Genomic DNA, 18,467 nt, shown 5'->3' with positions numbered 1-18,467 from the left:
GGTAACGGACTACTCGTGTCGATTCGCTCGGACCCGCTCGAACGACTGGCCATCCCCGACGGGACGACCGTCGAGGAACGCGACCTGGTGACCGACGGCGACGTGATCGTCGGCGGCCAGAGCACCGTCGAGTTCGGTGTCCGCGGGCGGACCGTCGTCGCCGGCGAGCGCGTCACCTTCGGCCACGACATCGAGGCGGCGGGCGACTGCCGCCTCGACATGTGGTGCGACGTGGCGGGGAACGTCCTCGTCGGCGAGGACGCCTACATCGGCGAGCGCACCCGCATCGGCGGGCAGCTGATGGTGAGCGGCGACCTCGACATCGGCGACGACGTGGACATCGAGCGCGGCTTCGAGGCCAACGGCTGGATCGTCATTCGCAACCCCATGCCGACCGTCGTGTTCTTCTTCGTCTACCTCTCGCACCTGCTTCGCATCGGCGAGGAGGAGGAGGCCCGGGAGGCGGCGGAGGAACTGCTCGGCGACGCCGAGGCCGACGAGGAGGACGAGGAGCCCGACCCGCTGATCGTCCCCCGCGGGTCGAGCGTCAGCGACGACGCCTGGCGCGTCTCCAAGCCGGGCGTCGTCGGCGACGACTGCCGCATCCACGGCAACATCCGCGCCACCTCGCTCGACGTGGGCCGGGACAACAACGTCTTCGGCAGCCTCCGCGCCCGCGGCGACATCACCGTCGGCGAGGGCACGCGCGTCCACGGCGACGTGACCACCAAGCGGGGCACCGTCAGGATCGCCCCCGGCGCTGAGATCCTCGGTGACGTCGCCTGCGAGGACCTCTCGCTGCACGACGACGCCGCCATCGACGGCAGCATTCGGGCGCGCGGCGAGATGTCCATCCACCGCGAGTTCGCCCGGGAGACGGAGTAACGCGCCGAGTGAGAGGACGGAACGTTCCCACGTAGAACGTCTCGAAAGCCTTCGCTCACGTAACTAACCGCAACACCCCGAAAGCCCTCACGCTGTAGACTCCCGGAAGACGGTCCTGCTCGCCTCGCGGTGCTCGGCTGCGCGGGCTGCGACTTCCGACGTCACGCTCGCATCGTCGCCGGCCGATGGCCGGCTTCCAGCGGGACCTCCGGTCCCGCCCGGCTCGCGTGACTCGCGCGCCTCGCTGCGCTCCTCGGCTCACTGCGTTCGCCTGCGGTGCTTACGTCGGCGTGCTTCGTCTACCGCGCTCGCCCTTTCAGTCCACCAGGCGACCGCACCGTCCCGCATCGCCCGCCTGCCCTCCCCCGGATCGGGCGACGGGACGCCCTCCCGGCCGCGCGGCTCGCGTGGAAACCGCATCCGTTCCGATCGCCGGGGTCACTCGTCCTCCGACCCGTCCACGGCGTCGTCGACGTCGAAGAACCCCGACAGCGTCCGCTCGTCCCCGCTGCCGGGCGCGGCACCGACGTACACCCCGACCTTCCCGATCTCGGGGTGAACCGTGACGTCCGGCTCCGCCATCGTCGAGAACGCGAGGTACCGGAGCGGCGCGTCCGAGTCGTTGACGACGCAGTGACCGCCGGATTCGTCCGCCGGAAAGGCCACGTAGTCCCCCTCGCAGAGCGCGTACTCGTCGCCATCCACGCGGAGGGTGCCAGTCCCCGACAACACGTAGATCGCCTCCTCGTTCGCCGCGTGGTAGTGGTACGACCACGGTTGACAGCCGGCGGGCAGTTCGTAGAGGGTGCACCCGAGACGGTCGCCCCCGGCCGCCTCGCCCAACCGCTTCTGTCCGAACGTCCCCTCCACCCCGTCGAGTTCGGTCCAGTCGAGGTCCGACTCGTTGATGGGATCCATACGTGAGGATCGTGCACCCGAGACACAGGTAACTATCGGTGATCGGGACGGTTTCGGGGAGTGGACGGGCACGCATACCCGTCACACCCGCCACGCGGCCGGGCGCGCTCCGTGCGCGCCCGACGGAGTCAGGTAGGGTCCTGGCGTTCCCGCGAGCGAGCAACGCGAGCGAACGAGGGCTCAGGAGACGAGCCACGCGAGTTTCCTGGCGGAATCGCAAAGGGCGAGCGCGCTGCGCGAAGGCCGACGACGTAAGCACCGCAGGTGAGCGAGTGAAACGAGCGAACCGAGGAGCGCAGCGAGGTTCCCGCGAGCGGAGTGAGCGGGAAGTAGCGAGACCGAAGGTCTCGCTCGCCGCCCGAGTGCAGCGCGTGAGGGCTTTGCAGACGCTGTCGTCTGATCGTCGCCGAGGCATCGTTATCTCGGTGTTCTCGCATCGTGAACCTCCAACTACCCTGAACCCCACTCCCCAAGCAACCGAAAGGCACTCCGCGACTCGAAACGACCCCACGGTATGCTCTCTGTCGCGCTCGCGGGCAAGCCCAACGCCGGGAAGTCCACGTTCTACCGCGCCGCGACGCTCGCGGAGGTCGACGTCGGCAACTACCCGTTCACGACCATCAACCCGAACCGCGGCGTGAGCCACGCGCGCACCGAGTGTCCCTGTCTCGACCGCGAGGAGCGCTGCGGGAACGAGCGCTGCCGCGACGGGAAGCGCTACGTCCCGATCGAACTGCTCGACGTGGCGGGCCTCGTCCCGGGCGCGCACGAGGGGCGCGGTCTCGGCAACCAGTTCCTCGACGCGCTGTCGAACGCCGACGCGATCCTCAACGTCGTGGACGCCTCCGGCGGCACGAACGCCGAGGGCGAACCCGTCGAGGTGGGGAGCTACGACCCCGTGCGGGACGTGGACTTCGTCGAGGAGGAGATGGACCTCTGGATGGCGGGCATCGTCGCGCGCAACTGGGAGTCGATCGAGCGCCAGTCGCGCGCGCCCGACTTCGACCTGGAGGACGCGCTCACCGAGATGCTGACCGGCATCGGCGCGAGCGAGGCGGACGTGTCCGCCACCCTCAGAAGCGTCGAGTACCCCGACGACCCGAAGGCGTGGACCGACGAGGACAGGGAGCGCCTCGCTCGGGACCTCCGGGCGCGCTCGAAGCCTATCGTCGTCGTGGCGAACAAGGCGGACGTCGCCCCGGCGGAGAACGTGGCGCGCCTGCGCGAGGCGGCCGACATCGTCGTCCCCGCCAGCGCGGAGGGGGAACTCGCGCTCCGGCAGGCGGCGAAGGCGGGCGTCGTCGAGTACGACCCCGGCGACCCCGACTTCGCGGTGGTCGGCGAGGTGACCGCGGAGCAGGAGGCCGGTCTGGAGCGCATCCGCGGCGTGATGGAGGCGTGGGGCGGCACGGGCGTACAGGCGGCGCTCGACGCGGCGGTCTACGACCTGCTCGACCGCGTGACCGCCTACCCGGTCCAGAACGAGACGAAGTGGACCGACGGGCAGGGGAACGTCCTCCCCGACGCCTTCCTGCTCCCGCGGGGCTCTACTCCCCGCGACCTCGCGTACGCCGTCCACTCGGACATCGGCGACGGCTACCTCCACGCCGTCGACGCGCGCTCGCGGCGGCGCATCGGCGACGACCACGAACTGGAGGAGGGCGACGTGATCAAGATCGTGAGCACTAACTGATAACTTTTGCACCGAGTGCTACGTCTATAGGTTTCGAGGCAGAGTACTACGGGCCACCCCGACCCGTGGTACTTCACCGGGTCACCAATACGACCCCGACAACTGCGAACGCGATCCCGGCGAGCCTCGCTATCGTAACTTCCTCTCCGAGGACGACCATACCGATGATGGCCGCGATGACGAAGTACATCGCACCGAGAGTAGAGACGGTTGTCGTTGACCCTCCGGAGAGGCCGATGTACATCGAGATGAGGCCGATTCCGGTGAACAACCCGGCCGCGCCGGCGAGCAGTCCTCCTCTCGCGGTGATGGCGAGCGATGCGTCTGAAACGAGGATGAATCCGAGTGCGAGGGGTCCCGCAACGAGATAGGAGATGGCGGCGGCCGTCCTCGGGTCGATGGACTCCGACGCAGCGTTACCCAGGACTACCCAGATCCCCCACGTTACCATCGTGATCGAACCGAAGAAGACAGCCGAATCTATCTCGGGAAAACCCATCAGTGTGCGATCTACATCGCCACTAAGAAGTACCTCTGCCCTCATCACCTGTGGCTCTTAAACAACCTCTATCTACAATCGTGATCGTGAGCGTTAATTGACGGTGCAACCCCGTGACGGGCGACGTCCGCCCTGAAGGGCGGATCCGCTCGCTGTTCGAAGATAGCCGTAGGATGGGGGCGTATCTCGGCTCACTCTAGCGGCTGTACGTAGTCGACCTGCTTCGGCTGGAAGTTCGCGTCGCGGTAGAACCGGCGTGCGTCCTCGTTCCGCCACTCGCAGGAGACCTTGAGGTGGTCACAACCCCGCTCGCGGGCCAGTTCCTTCACGCGCTCTACGACCTCCGTGCCGTGACCCTGACTCCGGTGACCTTCGTCGATCGCGAGGTTCACGATGCGAAGGTACCGCGAGTACCGCCGCGAGGGGTGGTGGCCCTCGCGGAGAGTGACGAAGCCGATAGTCTCGCCCTCGTGGACGACGAGGTAGTCGGTGACGTCCTCGTCGGCGAGGTGAGCGCGGAAGCCGTCGTCGGCGACCTCGCTGACGTCCCCGTAGGCGAGTTCGTTCGTTTCGGCATAACCCTCCGTCGCCCTCGCGAGGTCGTACCAGCGGTCGACGAGCGCGCCGAGGTCGTCAGCGGTGGCTTCGACGAGTTCCATACGGGGACTCCACGGCGCTCGCTCTTCAGGCTTCGCTCGGCGTGCCGGATTTTAGCACGCCTCGGGAGCGCGAGCGGCGACGCGTGCTACCGGGTCACCGCAGGCGGTGGACGAGCGCGTCGAACCCGTGATCGAGCGCGTAGGGCGCTGCGGGTACGGGTAACCAGTAGCACCGGAACACCGTCCCGGCGTCGTCGCCGCCGCCGGTGACGACGTGATCCCAGCGGTCGCGGCGCTCCTCGACCGGCGCGTGGAAGAAGTGCCGGTGGTGGATCTCCGGCCGCCGCGGGTGGTGCCGCCGGATGGAGCCCAGGTAGGTGGCGCGGTCGCCCGCGATCCCGCACTCCTCCTTCAGTTCACGCAGAGCCGCGAGTTCGTGCGGTTCGTCCGACTCGACGGTGCCGCCGGGGACGCGGACGCCCGCGTCCGCGTCGGGGCGCTCGAAGACAAGGAGTTCGTCCCGAGCGCGGGTCGCGTAGACGCAGGCCTTCTCGACGATCCGAGACATGGTTCTCGATCGTACGTCGACGTGTCAATAGATAGCATTAACCCACGGCGGGGGGACGGTTCTTTCCCCCGACGGGCCGTTGGTCCCGACGTGTCGGACGCGGATTCGTTCGCGGTGCCGGTCGACGCGCCGCGGCCCAGTCAGCTCTACCTGAGCAGTGAAAAGCTCGTCCGCGCGCTCGCGTGGTTCGACGCCGACGAGCCGAGCTACGATCCCCTGCCCGCGATTCGCCTGGAGGGGGTGGAGGGATGGGTACTGATCGACGGGCACACCCGCGCGTTCCTCGCCGCCCTCTCGGGGGCGACGGAACTCCGACTCCGCGAGGACGACGACGACCACCCGCGGGCGCTCTACGCCGAGTGCGTCGGGTGGTGCGAGGCGGAGGGAGTCACGAGCGTCCGGGACCTGTTCGGGCGCGTCGTCGGTCCCTGGACGTACGAGGAGCGCTGGCTCGCGCGGTGTCGGCGGGCGGCAGAGCGACTGGAGGAGTGACGGCCGCGGGGGCGTGGGGAACGACGACCCTCCGATCAGGCCATCTCCTCGGCGGTGTCGGTCCCGACGACGATCGCGGTGCCCTCCTCCACCTCGGCCCGGCGGCCGGCGGTCGCGTCGTCGAGCAGCTTCTCGGCCTGCGCCTCGTGGGCGCGGGCGACCGCCGCGCGGAGGGAGGCGTCGAGGTCGAGGCGCGCCGCGAGGTCGTCCCACTCGGCGGGGTCGGCGAGGTAGACGCGCGTCCCCTCGACGGTGGCGTACTCGTACTCGCGCTCGTAGGTCGAGTGCTCGTCGGTCAGCGCGGCGTCCACGACCGCGAGCGCGCCGACGAGGTCGTCGGCGTCGGTTCCGCCCTCGGCGGCGATCCGCTCGCAGACCTCGGCGTCGATGGCCGTCGTCCGTGCGGTGTCGGTCACGGCCTCGGGCTACTCGCGGGGCGGGTATCAAGGCTGGGGCCTCGCGGAGGCGGACGGTCCCGGACGGACACGTGCGAGGTGGGTTGTGAGCGACGGCGCTCCCGGTCACGAGCGACGACGCCCCCGGTCACGGTGCGCTACCGAGTCCGCGCGACGAACACCCCCACGTCCTTCTCGGCGCGGAAGACGCCGCCCTCGAACCCCTCGCGGAACGCCTCGCGGAGCGCCGGCGCGTCGTCGGCGTCGAACTCGTCGCGGGAGAGCGCGTACCGGACCAGCGCGTCGACGTCCGTCACGGCGAGCGAGTCGTCGTAGCGTCTGCGGTCCACGCGATCGAAGACCGCCCGGAGTTGATCGCCGCCGTCCTCCAGGCTGAATCCGGATACCCGAGGGAGCGAGTCGTCCGCGACGGACTCCATGACGTCGTATATCGCCCGTACGTTCCCCTCCCCGTTCGTCGCCGCGTAGAGCGCGCCGTCCGGGGCGAGGACGCGCCGGACCTCGCGGAGCGCCCGCTCGCGGTCCGGTACGTGGTACAGCATGTGGTTCGCGGTGACGGCGTCGAAGGACGCGTCCGCGAACGGGAGCGACTTGGCGTCGACCACGCCGAAGTCGGCGGCGACCGCCGAATCGGAGAGCGCCCCGCGGGCCTCGCGGACCATCCCCGGCGAGACGTCGGTGTGGCACACCCGCCAGCCGTCGGGAACGCGCTCCGCGACCGTCGGCCAGATGTCCCCCGGACCGCCGCCCAGGGTCAGGACGCGGGCGTCCTCCGGAAGCTCGAACTGCTCGAGGAGCCAGGGGTGGAGGTCGAGTTCGGCCGTGCCGTACCGTTCGTGGAGGGCGGCGCGCGCGTTCAGGTTCGAGGCGTCGCGGTACTGCTCGGCGACCGCATCGCGGTCGGTGTACCAGTCGGTCATCGAACGGGTACAGTCCCGGGATCGACAAAGCGCTACCCCAGTGGCCGGAACCACACCGCCGCGATGAGCAGCGCGAGGAAGACGTACGACCCCCGGATGAGCACCATCGTCGCCAGCGCGGAGTCCATCGGGCGGGCGACGAGCGCGACGGCACCGAACGCGACTGCCGCGAGGACGCTGCTCGGGGGGAAGATCGGGGTCAACAGCGCGAGGAGCGCGACCGCGAGCATCCCGGCGACCATGAGGCCGTAGGCCGCCTCGCGGGCGCGGCGGCGACCGAGGACGACCGCCACGGTGCGCTTCGAGATGGAGCGGTCGTAGTCGTAGTCCTTCGCGTCGTCGATCACCTTGATGCCCGAGAGGACGACCACGAACACGGCGGCGAAGGCGAGCACCGTCGGGGAGAGCGTCCGCGTCTGGACGTAGTAGCCCCCGAGGAGGGCGAGTCCGACACCCGTCGGGTAGCCCGCCGTCGCCGAGACGGGGTGCATGTCGAGTTGCGGGGCGTGAAAGTAACCGATGAGCCACCCCGGGAGGGTGAGGAGGGCGGCGATCGGGCCGACGAGGAGCGCGATGACGCCGAGGAGGACGAAGAAGCAGGCGGAGGCACCGGCGAGCGCGAGGCGACACCCGCGCTCGCTGAGCGGGTGGTCGTCGTCCTCCCCGCGGCCGTAGAAGTCGACGTAGCCGTCCTTCACGTGCGCGGTGTAGAGCCCGAAGAAGGCGGCCGCCAGGTGGACGAGCGCGAGCGCGAGCGAGAAGTCGCGGGCGAGCACCGCGCCGAAGGCGCTCGCGGCCAGCGGCGGGAGCATGAACACGGGGTGGACCTGCGAGGCGAGCGCGCGGACGGCCGCGTCCACCCCCGAGCCGTGGCGTGCGATTGCCATATTAATGAGGTGGCGGAGCAGCGACAAGAAACCTCGCCCGGCAGTCAGCGACGGTCAGCGTCTGTCCGAGGCGCTGACCGTCACCTCGACCGAGAGGCCGAGGCCGGGAAGCCTGGCCGTCCGGGAACCGGGACCGCCGGCCGCGAGGCGTCGGCGGGCGACCCGGCGGAGCGCGAGTGCCACGGCGGCGACTGCGATCAGCAGGAGCGCCGCGGGGAGGGGTGCGGCCGCCGCGCCCAGCGCGAGCGGGACGGCGGCGGCGAGCGCGAACGCCACCGCGAGCGCGCGGGCGTCGGCAGGCGTTCGGGGGTCGTATCGGGTCGATCGGTCCAGCCGCGAGGGTCGTCGGGCGGCCCGGCGGGACCGCCGCGACGGGCGGTCGAGCCGATCGGACTGTGCGTCTGAGTGGAACTGTCGGGACATGTGTGTGCGAGTGCTGTCGCTCGAAGGCGGTGCGGACTCGGCAGAACGGGGAGTCGTGCCGAGACGGGGGAAACGGGAGTCCCGACACGGGCGCGTCGGCGCGCCGATGCGGGACCGTCAGTCGTCGATCGGGAGTCCGGTCCTCATGGTATCACCGACGAGGGGAGCGACCGGTAAAAGCGTGGAGGGTGCCGCGGGTCGCGTTACCGCGGTTCATACCGCCAGTTCGACCGGTCGAAGACGGTGGCAGCGACGTGGGAGGCGAGGTCGCGGGCGACCGCCTCGGTCGGCGCGTGGAGGTCACCGGAGACGGGGCCGACCTCGCCGCCGATCCGCTCGACCTGGGAGGCGGCGTCGACGCGCGGCTCCTGCCGTCGGAAGGCGTGCACGCGGTCGCGCAGGCGCTGGAGCACGTCCGGTCTGAGTTCGCGCCCGAGGTGCTGGAGGTCGTACCGGACGACGTAGCCGCGGGCGGCGTCGCGCACCGCGACGACCGGGAGGCCGCGCTCGGCGCAGCGCTCCCACACGCGGCGCTGTTCGGCGGCCGTCTCGTAGAGCGGCACGTGGTCGGGGGCGAGCGAGTCCACGCCCCCCATAGGGCGGGCGACGAGTTACGGATTACGCCTGCACGCTCGCCGAGTCAGCGCACGGCCAGGGTGGCTTCGCGCATCGCCTCGAGCGCCTCCTGGAGCGTTTCGACGCCGGCCGCGTAGGAGATCCGCGCGTACCCCGCCCCGTGCTCGCCGAACGCCTCGCCCGGGACGACGACGACGCCGCGGTCGATGACCGCCTCGACCCACCCATCGGGGACCTCGGGCATCGCGTAGAACGCCCCCTGCGGGGTCGGCGTCCGGAGGCCCATGTCCTCGAGACCGTCGAGGAGGACGTCGCGGCGCTCCTCGAAGGCGGCCACCATCTCGTCCACCACGTCCTGCGGTCCGGAGAGGGCGGCCTCGGCGGCGAACTGCGCCGGGGCGCTCGCGCAGGCCTGGGCGTACTGGTGGACGCGGAGCATGCGCTCGATCCGCCGCTCGCTCGCGGTCACCCAGCCGAGTCGCCAGCCGGTCATCGAGTAGGCCTTGGAGCAGGCGTTCACCACGACGACGTTGTCCGTCTCGGCGTACCGCATCGGCGAGTGGTGCTCGCCCTCGAAGACGAGTCGCTCGTACACCTCATCCGAGAGGCAGAGCACGTCGTGCTCGTCGGCGATGCGGGCGAACTCTCGCATGTCCGCCTCCGACTGGACGGCCCCGGTCGGGTTGGCGGGCGAGTTGACGACGAACGCGGCGGTGTCGTCGGTGATCGCCTCCTCCACGGCGGCGGGGTCCATCGTGAGGTCCTCGCGCAACGGGATCGGCCTGGGCGTCCCGCCCGCGAGCAGGGTGAGCGCCTCGTAGGAGACGAACCCGGGATCGGGGTAGATCACCTCCCGCCCGTCCTCGACGTGCGCCTCCAGCGCGATGTGCAGGGCCTCGCTACCGCCCGCCGTGGCGATGACGTTCCCGGGATCGGGCGCGAAGCCGTTGTCCCGCTCGTGCTTCGCGGTGATCGCCTCGCGGAGCGCGAGAGTGCCCTTGTTCGAGGTGTACGCGTCGCTCGCGCCCGACTCGATGGCGTCGATGGCCGCCCGCTTCGCGTGCTCGGGCGTCGGAAAGTCCGGCTGGCCGAGGCCGAGGTTGATCGCGTCCGCCCCCGCCGCCTCGAACACCTCGCGGATCCCGCTGATGGAGATCCGCTCGACCCGCCGAGAGAACTCGGTCATACGCTACCTCCCGACGTGGGCGGCGATAACTCTTGGTGATCCGCGCTACCGGGCGAGGAGCATCGCGATCCCGCCGCCCCCGCCGATGCTCATACCGACGACGCCGTACTGGGCGTCGGCCTCGCGCATCTCGTAGGCGAGCGAGGTGGCGAGCATGCCGCCGCTCGCGCCGATGGGGTGGCCGAACGCGACCGCGCCCCCGCGCGTGTTCAGCCGATCGCGGGGGATCCCCAGTCGCTCCGTGACGTACACCATCTGCGCGGCGAACGCCTCGTTGAGTTCGAACAGCGCGACGTCGTCCGCGGCGAGGTCGTTCGCCGCGAGCAGTTCCTCCACGGCGTCCGCGACCGCGACGTTGAACCACTTCGGGTCGCGGTAGGCGACGGCGTAGTCGACGACGCGCGCGAGCGGGTCGACGCCGAGGTCGTCCGCCGCGTCGGCGGTCGCGAGCGCAACGCACCCCGCGCCGTCGCTCAGCTTCGAGGCGTTTCCGGCCGTGATGGTCCCATCTGACCCGAAGGCCGGGGGGAGCCCCGCCAGTCGCTCCATCGAGGTGTCCTCGCGCGGCCCCTCGTCCGTCTCGACGCGCTCGCCGCCCGCCTCGACGGGGACGATCTCGGCGTCGAAGCGACCGGCGCTGACGGCCTCGACCGCGCGCCGGTTGCTCTCCAGGGCGTACTCGTCCTGCGCCTCGCGGGGGATGCCCTCGCGCTCGACCAGTTCCTCCGTGAGTTCGCCCATGTGGGCGTCGTAGCTCTCATCCCAGAGGGCGTCGCGGATCATCGAGTCCACCAGCGTGGCGTCGCCGTACCGCCGCCCCGTGCGGTAGTCGGGGAGGACGTACGGCGCGTTCGTCATCGACTCCATGCCGCCGGCGAGCGCGACCTCGGCGCGGCCGGCCTCGATGCGGTCGGCCGCGAGCGCGATAGCCCGCAGGCCGGAGCCGGAGGCCTCGTTGATCGTGGTCGCGGGCGTCCCGTCCGACAGCCGCGAGGCGACGACCGCCTGCCGCGCGGGCACCTGCCCGAGGCCGGCCTGGATCGCGCAGCCGAGGGCCACCCAGTCGACCGCGTCCGGGGCGAGGGGCGTCCGGTCGAGGACCGCGTCGAGCGTCGTCGTGCCGAGTTCGATCGCCGACAGCGACGAGAGCCCGCCAAGGAGCGAGCCGTGTGCGGTGCGCGCGCCGTCGAGGAGAACGATGTCCGACATCGACCGTCTGTACGGGCGCGAGCGCCATGCGCGTTCGCCCACCCGTCGGTCGCCGTGAGAGTCAGCCCGTCGGCGGTCGTCGTGGGGTCGCGACAGCGATCGCCCCGTTCGACGCCGGCGCGGTCGAGGCCACCGGCGCGTCGGCGGCCGCCTCAGCCGTCGCCGTCGACGGTCTCGCGCAGGTCCTCGACGTAGGTCTCCATCGCGCTCATGGCGGCGTCGGCGTCCATGTAGCCGTTGTCGTACTCGTGGATGATCTCGTCGGCCCGCCGGAGGAACGTCCGCAGGGCGTCGTCGGTGTCTGCCATGTCTCCCTATAGATCACGAACCCGTATGAATCCATCCGAGAGGTCCGGAGCCGAGCTACTTGAACCGGAACGTCTCGAGGTTCTTCGGCGCGAAGGTCCGCATGTTGAACTCGTGGTAGAGCGCCGAGGAGAGGTCCTGGACGCTGCCCTCGTCGCCGTGGACGCAGAGCACCTTCTCGGGGCGCGGGTTCATCGTCCGCACGAAGTTCATCAGGCCGTTGCGGTCCGCGTGGCCGGAGAAGCCGTCGACGGTCTCCACGTCGAGTTTCAGCTGTAGCGTGTTCGCGCGGCCGCCGTAGCCGTTGATCGGGATCTCGTCCCAGCCGTTCTGGATGCGGCGACCGAGCGTCCCCTGGGCCTGGTAGCCGACGAAGACCATCGTCGACTTGGGGTCCGGACCGACGTGTTCGAGCCAGGACATGATGGGGCCGCCGGTGACCATGCCGGAGGTCGAGAGGATGATGCACTGGTCGCCGTCGGCGATCTCCTGGCGCTCCTCCTCGCCGCCGTCGATGTGGTTGAACTGCGGCGAGAGGAAGGGGTTCTCGTCCTCGTGGAAGATGCGGTCGCGGAGGTCGTCGCGGAGGTACTCGGGGTAGGTCGTGTGGATGGCCGTCGCCTCCCAGATCATCCCGTCGAGGTGGACGGGCATCTCGGGGATCTTCCCCGTCCGCATCGCCTCCTCGATGACGAGCATGATCTCCTGGGAGCGCCCGACGGCGAACGCGGGGATGAGCACCTTCCCGCCCTCGTCGTAGATCCGGTTGATGACCTCGACCAGCTTCCGCTCTGAGTCCTCCTGGTCGGTCTGGTAGTCGTTGCGACCGCCGTAGGTGGACTCGAGGACGAGCGTCTCCACGCGGGGGAACTCGTTGACCGCCCCGTTGAACAGGCGGGTGTCCTTGTAGTGGATGTCGCCCGAGAACGCGACGTTGTAGAGGCCGTCGCCGATGTGGAAGTGGCTCACCGCGCTCCCGAGGATGTGCCCGGCGTTGTGGAACGTGAGCTTCACGTCCGGGGCGATGTCGGTCACGTCGCCGTACTCGAGGGGGATTGTGTGCTTGATCGCCTCGCGGACCATCTCGGACTGATACGGCGGGGTGCGCCCCTCCTTCGCGGCGACGTCGAGGTAGTCGAGCGTCAGCAGTCCCATCAGGTCGCGGGTCGGTTCGGTGCAGTAGATCGGCCCGTCGTAGCCGTACTTGAACAGGAGCGGGACGAGCGCCGAGTGGTCGAGGTGGGCGTGGGTCAGGACGACCGCGTCGAGCGAGTTCGCGCCCGACCCGAGCGCCTCGGGCACCTGGAGGTACGGCACGTCGTCGGAGCCGGGCTTGTCGCCGCAGTCGACGAGGATGCGCGTCTCCGGCGTCGAGAGGATGAAGCTCGCGCGTCCCACCTCCCGACAGCAGCCGAGCGTCGAGATGCGCACCCACTCCTCGTTCGAGAGCTGTTTGCGGTGGATCTGCCGACCCACCCGCTCGAGGATGTCGCGGCGCTCGTCGCGCTCCTGCTTCAGGAAGTTCCGCACGTTCGAGACCGTCGACGACTCGATGGGCGGCGTGCGGACCACCTCGGGGGTCCAGCCGACGCGCTGGGTGATCTCGCGGAGGGTCGAGCCGTGCCGCCCGATGACCATCCCCGGCTTCTGGGCCTCGATGACCACCTCGCCGGTGTCGGCGTGGAAGTCGAGGTCGGTGACCCCCGCCTCCTCGGGGATGACCGAGCGGATCTGCTCCTCGGCGTCGGCGGGGCGCGAGAGCACGTCGGGGTCCGGACGGACCGTGATGCGCTTTCGCAGCTTCCCCGCGAGCGTCCGGATCAGGTCACCGTTCCGCGCGAACCGCTTCGGATCGCGCGTGTAGATGACCAGCTCCGGTCCCTCGTAGGTGACGTCGGAGATGGAAATGTCGCTGGGGACCTCCTCTGTAATCTCTGCCTTCAACGTGTCGAGTTGCTTCTCTACCGTGCTCATAGGTCACTCGAAGGGGCGGGGTTCCGGCGCACGTCGTCACTCGATTCGCCGGCGTTCGTCCGGCGAACGAGGGTCGGGACCAGTGTCGGAACGAAACAGGACGTCATGCTAGGCACTCGTGCCGCGGTAACGGCTCGGAAAACCCGCGTTACCTGGCCCTATATCCCCGTCATTATAAAAGCCTTCGCAAAGGACACGTCGGGCCGCGACGAAGGCGGCAGTATGCACCTCGACCTGACCCCCGAACGCGTCCGCGAGGAGTACGAGTTCGTCCGCGAGCGCCCGATCGCCCCCCTCATCACCGAGGTGCGCCGGTCGCTCGGCGAAGCGTTCGACACCGAGGTCGCGCCCGTCACCGGGGAGCAGTACCGCGAGGAGGTGGCGGTCGTCTTCGCCGACGGCGACCGCGCGGTGAACGTCGCGGCGTTCGTCGCCCTCCTCCGCGCGATCGACGTGCCGGGCGACTACCCCGGCTTCGTCGTCGACGAGTTCCTCGGGCGCGAACTGGCCGCGACCATCGCCGGCGGCCAGCCCCTCGCGCTGCTCGCGGAGGCCACCTTCCACTACGCGGACATCCACGTCCACGGCGAGGGACGGGCGGGCCTCGACGACCTCGACGCGGCGCTCGCCGCCGGTTTCCAGACCCGCCTTCCGGGGTGGCGGTGGACGGAGCGCGAGAGCCCCTTCGCCGTTCGGAGGCGCGAGTAGCGCCGCTCAGAGCGGCACGGTCGTCCCCCGCCCGGCCTCGCGCGCCCGTTCGAAGACGTGCTCCGCGGCGGCCGCGTCGAGCACCGCAGACCCGACGCTCTCGACGACCAGGATCTCCTCCTCGCGCTCGCGGCCCGATTCGCCCGTCAGCACGGACGAGAACGGGACGAAGTCGGCCGCGGCGAGCCCCGCGGCGCGCGCGTCGCCGGTCACGGCCGCCTCCTCCGGGACGTCGGCGAAGACGCGCGCCGCGCGCTCTACCGTCCGCGGGTCGAGTTCCTGCATCTCGCTGGTGTACGCGCCGACCGCGACGACGAGCGCCCCCGGCGCGAGCGCGTCGCCCGGGAAGACCGGCTCCGTCGCCGTCGTGGCCGTGACGACGACCGTCGCCTCCTCGACGGCGGCCGCGGGCGCGCCGACCGCCGTCACGTCGGTCGCGAGTTCCGCGCGCAGGTCGGCCGCGCAGCGTTCCCGGGACTCGCTCGGCGAGTAGATCCGGACGCGCTCGACGCCCGTCGCGGCGGCGATCGCGCGGACCTGCCAGCGCGCCTGCGCGCCCGCCCCGAGGACGCCCAGGCACACGGGGCGGTTCGCGAGTTCGCGCGCGGCCAGCCCGCCGATACAGCCGGTTCGGGCGTTCGTGACGCGCGTCCCCGCCAGGAGCGCGGTGGGCCGGCCGGTGTCCGCGGCGGTGAGCGCGATCGCCGCGTTCACGGTCGGCAGGCCACGTTCGGCGTTGCTCTCGTGGACGCCCACGAGCTTCGTCGCGTAGTGGGCCGCCCCGTGCACGTAGGCGGGCATCACCAGCCCCGTCCCGAGCGGCTCGGGACCGTCGAGGCCGGCCCCGACGGGGAAGTGCGGTCGCTCGGGGCGCTCTACGGCCCCCTCGCCCTGCTTCCGGAAGGCGTCGGCGACGACCGGGAGGAGGTCGCCGAGGTCGAGGACGGCCGACACGTCGTCGTCCGAGAGGACGCGTACCATGTCCCGAGTATCGAGGATCGGGGGTTAGCTCTTGGGGACGGCGCGCCACACTTATCGTCCGCCGTGGGGATCATCGCCCATGGACGCCGTAGTCGTCGGCGGAGGGATCGTCGGGCTCGCGTCGGCGTACTACCTCGCCGAACGGGGCGCGGCGGTCGTCGTCTGCGAGAAGGGGTCGCTCGGCGGCGGGAGCACGGAGCGCTCGGCCGGCGGCATCCGGGCGCAGTTCTCCACCCCGATCAACGTCGAGCTGTCGCTCGCGAGCGTGGCGGTCTGGCGCACCTTCGAGGGGGCGTTCGATACGGAACTGGCCTACCGGCGACCCGGCTACCTGTTTCTCGCGCGAGAGCCGTCGACCGCCGACGCGTTCCGCGAGCAGGTCGCGATGCAGAACGACCTCGGCGTCCCGAGCCGCGTGCTCGATCCCGACGACGCCCGCGAGCACTGTCCGGAACTCCGCGCCGAGGCGTTCCGGCTGGCGACGTACTCCCCGACCGACGGGTTCGCCGACCCGCACCTCGCGCTCCAGGGGTTCGCGCGCGCCGCGAGCGAGGCGGGGGCCGAGATCCGGACGAGGACCGCGGTGACGGCGATCCGGCGCGACGGCGACGCGGTGGTCGGCGCGGAGACCGACGCGGGACGGCTCGACGCGGATCTCGTGGTGAACGCCGCCGGCCCGTGGGCGCGCGCGGTCGCCGCGACGGCGGGCGTCGACCTGCCGGTGGCACCGAGACGGCGACAGCTGCTCGTCGTCGACCCCGAGACGCCCGTCCCCGAGTCGGTCCCGCTGACGATCGACCTCGACGCGGGCGCGTACTTCCGGCCCGAGCGCGAGGGCGCGGCGCTGGTCGGCGGGCACTTCTCGGCCGACGACCCCGATCGGGACCCCGACGCGTACCGGCGCTCGTTCGACCTGGACTGGGCGAGGACCGCCGTCGAGCGGGCGGGCGACGCGGCGCGCTACTTCGGTCCGGAGACGCGCGTCAGGCGCGGCTGGGCCGGCCTCTACGCCGTGACGCCCGATCATCACCCGATCGTGGAGGAGACGCTCCCGGGGTTCGTCAACGCCGTCGGGTTCTCCGGCCACGGCTTCCAGCACGCGCCCGCGACGGGGCAGGTCGTGGCCGAACTCGCGTTCGACGGCGAGGCGTCGCTCGTCGACGTCTCGGCGCTCGGGAGCGACCGCTTCGAGCGGGGGGAGCTGGTCGAGGAACGGAACGTCGCGTAGCGCGCCCCGACCGCCGACGCGACCGGCGGCCGGACGTCGATGCGGCCGCTCGAACCGCTCGCCGAACCGGTCCGATCGAGGGCGAAATCGAACGCGATTTACACCCGATCCACCGACCTCCGGACATGACTGCTCGCCGGGCGTCGTTCCTCGCGGGAGCGCGAGCCACCGCGCCCATCACGGTCGGCATCGTGCCGTTCGGTCTGCTCGCGGGTGCGGCCGCCGTCGCGGTGGGCATCACCCCGATGCAGGCGCTCGGAATGTCGGTGTTCATCTTCGCGGGAGCCTCCCAGCTCGCGGCCATCGACCTCGTCGAGAACGGCGCACCGGCGGCGGTGGTGATCGCGACGGTGCTCGTCGTCAACCTCCGGATGACGATGTACAGCGCCTCGATCGCGCCCTACTTCGACCGGATGCGGACGCTCGCCCGACTGCCGCTCGCCTACCTGCTGACCGACCACGCGTACGCCCTGTCGGTGACGCGCTTCGGCGACGACGACCCGGCCTCGCGCCCGTGGTACTACCTCGGCACGGCGCTGCCGCTGTGGGTCGTCTGGCAGGCGTGTACCGTGATCGGCATCGTCGCCGGGGCCGCCGTTCCCGAGTCGATCCCGCTCGACTTCGCCGTGCCGCTCACCTTCCTCGCGCTGCTCGTGCCCGCCATCGAGGGGCGGAGCACGGCCGCGGCGGCCGCCGTCGGCGGGGGCGTCGCCGTGCTGGGGGCGGGGGTGCCGTTCAACCTCGGGCTCATCGTCGGCGCGCTCTGCGGGATCGGCGGCGGGATGCTCGCGGAGGTGATCGCGGAGTGACCGACCTCGAACTCTGGCTCGTCATCCTCGCCGCGGGCCTCGGGACGTTCGCCATCCGGCTGTCGTTCTTCCTCCTGTTCGAGCGCGTCGACACCGTCCCGCCGCGCGTCCGCTGGGCGCTGTCGTTCGTCCCCGCGGCGGTGCTCGCGGCGCTCGTCGCGCCGGAGTTCGTCTCGCTCGCGCCCGGCGGGACCTCGACCCCCCGCCTGCTCGCGGGCGTCCTGGCGGCGCTCGTCGCCTGGCGCACCGAGAGCGTATTGGCGACGATCGTCACCGGACTCGCGGCGCTGGTGGCGTTCCAGGCGGTGCTCTAGCCCCCGTACTCCGTCCCTCACGAACGCGTCGCTCGCCGGTCGATCTCGACGTCCCGACGTGCACGTCGTACCGCTCGAAGTCGCGGGCGTCGTAGGGAGACGTCGACCCCTCGCGGCACCGGAGTCTACCGAAAAGATACCGACGCGTTCGTCACGTCGAGTCGGTGGAGGGTAACCGATCCCTACCGCTGTTCGACGTCGGCGCGCTCGCCGTCGCTCTCGAGGTCGAAGTCGTCGCCTTCCACCTCGAGGCGGTCGTCGTCCTGCTCGACGTCGGTGTCGCTGTCGTCGAACTCGACGTCGCCGTCGCCGTCGTTCTCGAAGTCGAGGTCGTCGCCTTCCACCTCGAGTTCGCCGCCGCGCTCCTCGATCTCGTCGCTGTCGGTCTCGATGTCGACGTCGCCGTCGGCGTCGCCGCGGTCGAACTCGAGGTCGATGGGTCCGTCCGCGCTCTCGAAGTCGAGGTTCCCGTCGCCGTCGCGGTCGTAGTCGAGGTCGTCGTTCTCGACTTCAGTCCTGTCGCTGTCCTGCTCGATCTCGCTATCACGGCTCTCGACGTCGACCTCGTCGCCCTGATCGCGGGTCTCGTAGTCGAGGTCGTCGTCCGCGTTCTCGACCTCTACGTCGTTGCCGTCGTGGTTGATCTCGAAACCGAGCCCCTCGATGTCGAGGCCGTCGTCGGTGCTCTCGAAGTCGAAGTCGTCGCTATCGCCTCCGTCCGCGGAGCCGCCGCCGTTCCCACCGTTCGTACCATCCGCGCCGTCGCTCGAATCGTCCTGCGCGCTGATCGCGCCGGCGAAGCTGACCACCACGGTCAGCGTAACGAGTACGACGACTACCGCTTTCACTGATTGTCTCATGTTCGAATGTCTCCGT

22 protein-coding genes are annotated in these 18,467 nt (G+C 70.7%); 7 read left to right on the top strand and 15 right to left on the bottom strand.

What is annotated here, in order from left to right:
* Positions 1 to 15 precede the first annotated feature (15 nt).
* Positions 16 to 885, top strand: a complete 870-nt coding sequence (locus tag NKI68_RS13010; protein ID WP_368410831.1) for a polymer-forming cytoskeletal protein — start codon at positions 16 to 18, stop codon at positions 883 to 885.
* Between the two features lie 438 nt (positions 886 to 1,323).
* Here the strand turns inward: NKI68_RS13010 and NKI68_RS13005 are convergent, their stop codons facing one another.
* A complete protein-coding gene (locus tag NKI68_RS13005; protein WP_254543531.1) occupies positions 1,324 to 1,803 on the bottom strand; it encodes a cupin domain-containing protein in 480 nt (159 codons plus the stop codon).
* A gap of 514 nt (positions 1,804 to 2,317) precedes the next feature.
* On the opposite strand from NKI68_RS13005, the gene NKI68_RS13000 reads away from it, so the two are divergent.
* On the top strand, positions 2,318 to 3,496 hold the full coding sequence (locus tag NKI68_RS13000; RefSeq protein ID WP_254543530.1) for a redox-regulated ATPase YchF: 1,179 nt from the start codon (positions 2,318 to 2,320) through the stop codon (positions 3,494 to 3,496).
* Positions 3,497 to 3,569: 73 nt separating this feature from the next.
* Here NKI68_RS13000 and NKI68_RS12995 read toward each other — a convergent pair whose 3' ends face one another.
* The 3 genes from NKI68_RS12995 to NKI68_RS12985 form a co-directional block, all read right to left on the bottom strand.
* Positions 3,570 to 3,995 carry an EamA family transporter gene (locus NKI68_RS12995; protein WP_368410949.1) on the bottom strand — a complete coding sequence of 142 codons (426 nt, stop codon included), beginning with the start codon at positions 3,993 to 3,995 and terminating at the stop codon, positions 3,570 to 3,572.
* Between the two features lie 191 nt (positions 3,996 to 4,186).
* Positions 4,187 to 4,654 carry a GNAT family N-acetyltransferase gene (locus NKI68_RS12990; protein ID WP_254543528.1) on the bottom strand — a complete coding sequence of 156 codons (468 nt, stop codon included), beginning with the start codon at positions 4,652 to 4,654 and terminating at the stop codon, positions 4,187 to 4,189.
* A gap of 94 nt (positions 4,655 to 4,748) precedes the next feature.
* Complete coding sequence (locus NKI68_RS12985; RefSeq protein ID WP_254543527.1) at positions 4,749 to 5,162, bottom strand: NUDIX hydrolase; 414 nt, start codon at positions 5,160 to 5,162, stop codon at positions 4,749 to 4,751.
* Positions 5,163 to 5,252: 90 nt separating this feature from the next.
* Between NKI68_RS12985 and NKI68_RS12980 the strand changes: the two genes are divergently transcribed.
* Positions 5,253 to 5,654, top strand: coding sequence for a hypothetical protein (locus NKI68_RS12980; protein WP_254543526.1), 402 nt, complete (start codon positions 5,253 to 5,255; stop codon positions 5,652 to 5,654).
* Between the two features lie 35 nt (positions 5,655 to 5,689).
* On the opposite strand, the gene NKI68_RS12975 is transcribed toward NKI68_RS12980, so the two are convergent.
* The 9 genes from NKI68_RS12975 to NKI68_RS12935 form a co-directional block, all read right to left on the bottom strand.
* Positions 5,690 to 6,070 (bottom strand): DUF8048 family protein, encoded by a 381-nt coding sequence (locus NKI68_RS12975; protein ID WP_254543525.1) that lies wholly within the window; start codon positions 6,068 to 6,070, stop codon positions 5,690 to 5,692.
* Positions 6,071 to 6,207: 137 nt separating this feature from the next.
* The gene (locus NKI68_RS12970) at positions 6,208 to 6,990 is read right to left on the bottom strand and encodes a class I SAM-dependent methyltransferase (RefSeq protein ID WP_254543524.1); all 783 of its coding nucleotides are present in this window, start codon (positions 6,988 to 6,990) and stop codon (positions 6,208 to 6,210) included.
* 32 nt (positions 6,991 to 7,022) lie between these two features.
* Positions 7,023 to 7,877: a UbiA family prenyltransferase gene (locus NKI68_RS12965; RefSeq protein WP_254543523.1), complete on the bottom strand. Its 855-nt coding sequence runs from the start codon at positions 7,875 to 7,877 to the stop codon at positions 7,023 to 7,025.
* A 54-nt stretch (positions 7,878 to 7,931) separates the two neighbouring features.
* Positions 7,932 to 8,300 carry a hypothetical protein gene (locus tag NKI68_RS12960; RefSeq protein ID WP_254543522.1) on the bottom strand — a complete coding sequence of 123 codons (369 nt, stop codon included), beginning with the start codon at positions 8,298 to 8,300 and terminating at the stop codon, positions 7,932 to 7,934.
* 203 nt (positions 8,301 to 8,503) lie between these two features.
* A complete protein-coding gene (locus NKI68_RS12955; protein WP_254543521.1) occupies positions 8,504 to 8,887 on the bottom strand; it encodes a hypothetical protein in 384 nt (127 codons plus the stop codon).
* Positions 8,888 to 8,940: 53 nt separating this feature from the next.
* Positions 8,941 to 10,062 (bottom strand): pyridoxal phosphate-dependent aminotransferase, encoded by a 1,122-nt coding sequence (locus NKI68_RS12950; protein ID WP_254543520.1) that lies wholly within the window; start codon positions 10,060 to 10,062, stop codon positions 8,941 to 8,943.
* 45 nt (positions 10,063 to 10,107) lie between these two features.
* A complete protein-coding gene (locus NKI68_RS12945; protein ID WP_254543519.1) occupies positions 10,108 to 11,271 on the bottom strand; it encodes a thiolase family protein in 1,164 nt (387 codons plus the stop codon).
* A 152-nt stretch (positions 11,272 to 11,423) separates the two neighbouring features.
* Positions 11,424 to 11,579, bottom strand: coding sequence for a hypothetical protein (locus NKI68_RS12940; protein WP_254543518.1), 156 nt, complete (start codon positions 11,577 to 11,579; stop codon positions 11,424 to 11,426).
* Between the two features lie 55 nt (positions 11,580 to 11,634).
* A complete protein-coding gene (locus tag NKI68_RS12935; protein WP_254543517.1) occupies positions 11,635 to 13,551 on the bottom strand; it encodes a beta-CASP ribonuclease aCPSF1 in 1,917 nt (638 codons plus the stop codon).
* 222 nt (positions 13,552 to 13,773) lie between these two features.
* Between NKI68_RS12935 and NKI68_RS12930 the strand changes: the two genes are divergently transcribed.
* Entirely contained in the window at positions 13,774 to 14,259 is a 486-nt protein-coding gene (locus tag NKI68_RS12930; protein WP_254543516.1) for a DUF7984 family protein, read from the top strand.
* 6 nt (positions 14,260 to 14,265) lie between these two features.
* Here the strand turns inward: NKI68_RS12930 and NKI68_RS12925 are convergent, their stop codons facing one another.
* A complete protein-coding gene (locus NKI68_RS12925; RefSeq protein ID WP_254543515.1) occupies positions 14,266 to 15,240 on the bottom strand; it encodes an ornithine cyclodeaminase family protein in 975 nt (324 codons plus the stop codon).
* 79 nt (positions 15,241 to 15,319) lie between these two features.
* Here NKI68_RS12925 and NKI68_RS12920 point away from each other — a divergent pair, with 79 nt between their 5' ends.
* The 3 genes from NKI68_RS12920 (at position 15,320) to NKI68_RS12910 (ending at position 17,591) form a co-directional block, all read left to right on the top strand.
* Positions 15,320 to 16,468 carry an NAD(P)/FAD-dependent oxidoreductase gene (locus tag NKI68_RS12920; protein WP_254543514.1) on the top strand — a complete coding sequence of 383 codons (1,149 nt, stop codon included), beginning with the start codon at positions 15,320 to 15,322 and terminating at the stop codon, positions 16,466 to 16,468.
* Positions 16,469 to 16,593: 125 nt separating this feature from the next.
* Positions 16,594 to 17,277 (top strand): AzlC family ABC transporter permease, encoded by a 684-nt coding sequence (locus NKI68_RS12915; RefSeq protein ID WP_254543513.1) that lies wholly within the window; start codon positions 16,594 to 16,596, stop codon positions 17,275 to 17,277.
* Positions 17,274 to 17,591 (top strand): AzlD domain-containing protein, encoded by a 318-nt coding sequence (locus NKI68_RS12910; RefSeq protein ID WP_254543512.1) that lies wholly within the window; start codon positions 17,274 to 17,276, stop codon positions 17,589 to 17,591. The genes NKI68_RS12915 and NKI68_RS12910 overlap by 4 nt, the downstream gene beginning before the upstream one ends.
* Before the next feature lie 182 nt (positions 17,592 to 17,773).
* On the opposite strand, the gene NKI68_RS12905 is transcribed toward NKI68_RS12910, so the two are convergent.
* Positions 17,774 to 18,403: a hypothetical protein gene (locus NKI68_RS12905; RefSeq protein WP_254543511.1), complete on the bottom strand. Its 630-nt coding sequence runs from the start codon at positions 18,401 to 18,403 to the stop codon at positions 17,774 to 17,776.
* Between the last annotated feature and the right edge of the window lie 64 nt (positions 18,404 to 18,467).

Origin of the sequence: Halomarina pelagica, from assembly GCF_024228315.1 — an archaeon.
Taxonomy (GTDB): Archaea; Halobacteriota; Halobacteria; order Halobacteriales; family Haloarculaceae; genus Halomarina; species Halomarina pelagica.
Note: the sequence above shows the minus strand (reverse complement) of the source record. Positions and strands in the feature narration are given on the sequence as shown.